Here is an 800-nt window from a genome sequence, read left to right as displayed (position 1 = left end):
GGTCGGCGCGCTGACCCGCAGCCGGGCACGGGCGGCTGCGCCGCCCGGCCGCGCGGGGCGGGGCCGCCCGCGCCGCGCGCCGCTACCCGTGCTGGTCACCGACGGGGCCTCCCAAGTACCGATCGCGGGCGAGTACGGCCGATCAGGTCGATCCGATCATGCCGAACTGTGACATACCCAGACGTAACCCACCCTATCCATGCGTTCGGGTCATCTTTTCCGACCGGCAACCGGGATGGGCCGCACTCGGGCGCGCGCCGGAGGAGCCTTACGGGCTGTCAGGGGTCGGCGCGTCAGCGGCCAGCAGCCGGGCGAGCTCCGGGAGCACCTCGCGGTCGTGCTCCAGCCAGTCCACCGCCGACAGCTCGTCAGGGCCGAGCCAGCGCACCTCGGAGTGGTCCTCCAGCGCCTGCGGCTCACCCTCCAGCAGTTCCGCCGTCCAGATCCGCAGCACCAGCCCGGCCCGGACCGACCACTCGCCGGCCAGCGGGCGCAGCGCCCGGGCCCGCACCCCCAGCTCCTCCAGCAACTCGCGCTCCAGCGCCTGCTGCTGGCTCTCCCCCGGCTCGGTCTTGCCCCCGGGGAACTCCCAACGCCCCGCCACCTCGGCCGGCGCACTGCGCCGGGCGGCCAGCACCCGACCCCGGTGGATCAGCGCGCCGCCGACAACGATCCGATTCTCCATGCGGGGGAGCCTAGACCGGTCGGACTCCGGTGGACGGCGGTTGGATGCGCCGTGGTGGGGCCCGCTCCGTGGGGGTGCAGGTCGGTCCCAGGCAGGCCCGGCCCCCCCCCCCCCC

General features: G+C 75.4%; 1 protein-coding gene. It reads right to left on the bottom strand.

Annotated elements, in window-relative coordinates; genetic code table 11:
- Positions 1-268 precede the first annotated feature (268 nt).
- Complete coding sequence (locus tag ACQRUO_RS37665) at positions 269-685, bottom strand: NUDIX domain-containing protein (protein WP_428320686.1); 417 nt, start codon at positions 683-685, stop codon at positions 269-271.
- Positions 686-800: the final 115 nt, after the last annotated feature.

The sequence above is a fragment of the Kitasatospora sp. LaBMicrA B282 genome (genome assembly GCF_050325825.1).
In the GTDB taxonomy this organism is placed as follows: domain Bacteria; phylum Actinomycetota; class Actinomycetes; order Streptomycetales; family Streptomycetaceae; genus Kitasatospora.
Note: the sequence above shows the minus strand (reverse complement) of the source record. Positions and strands in the feature narration are given on the sequence as shown.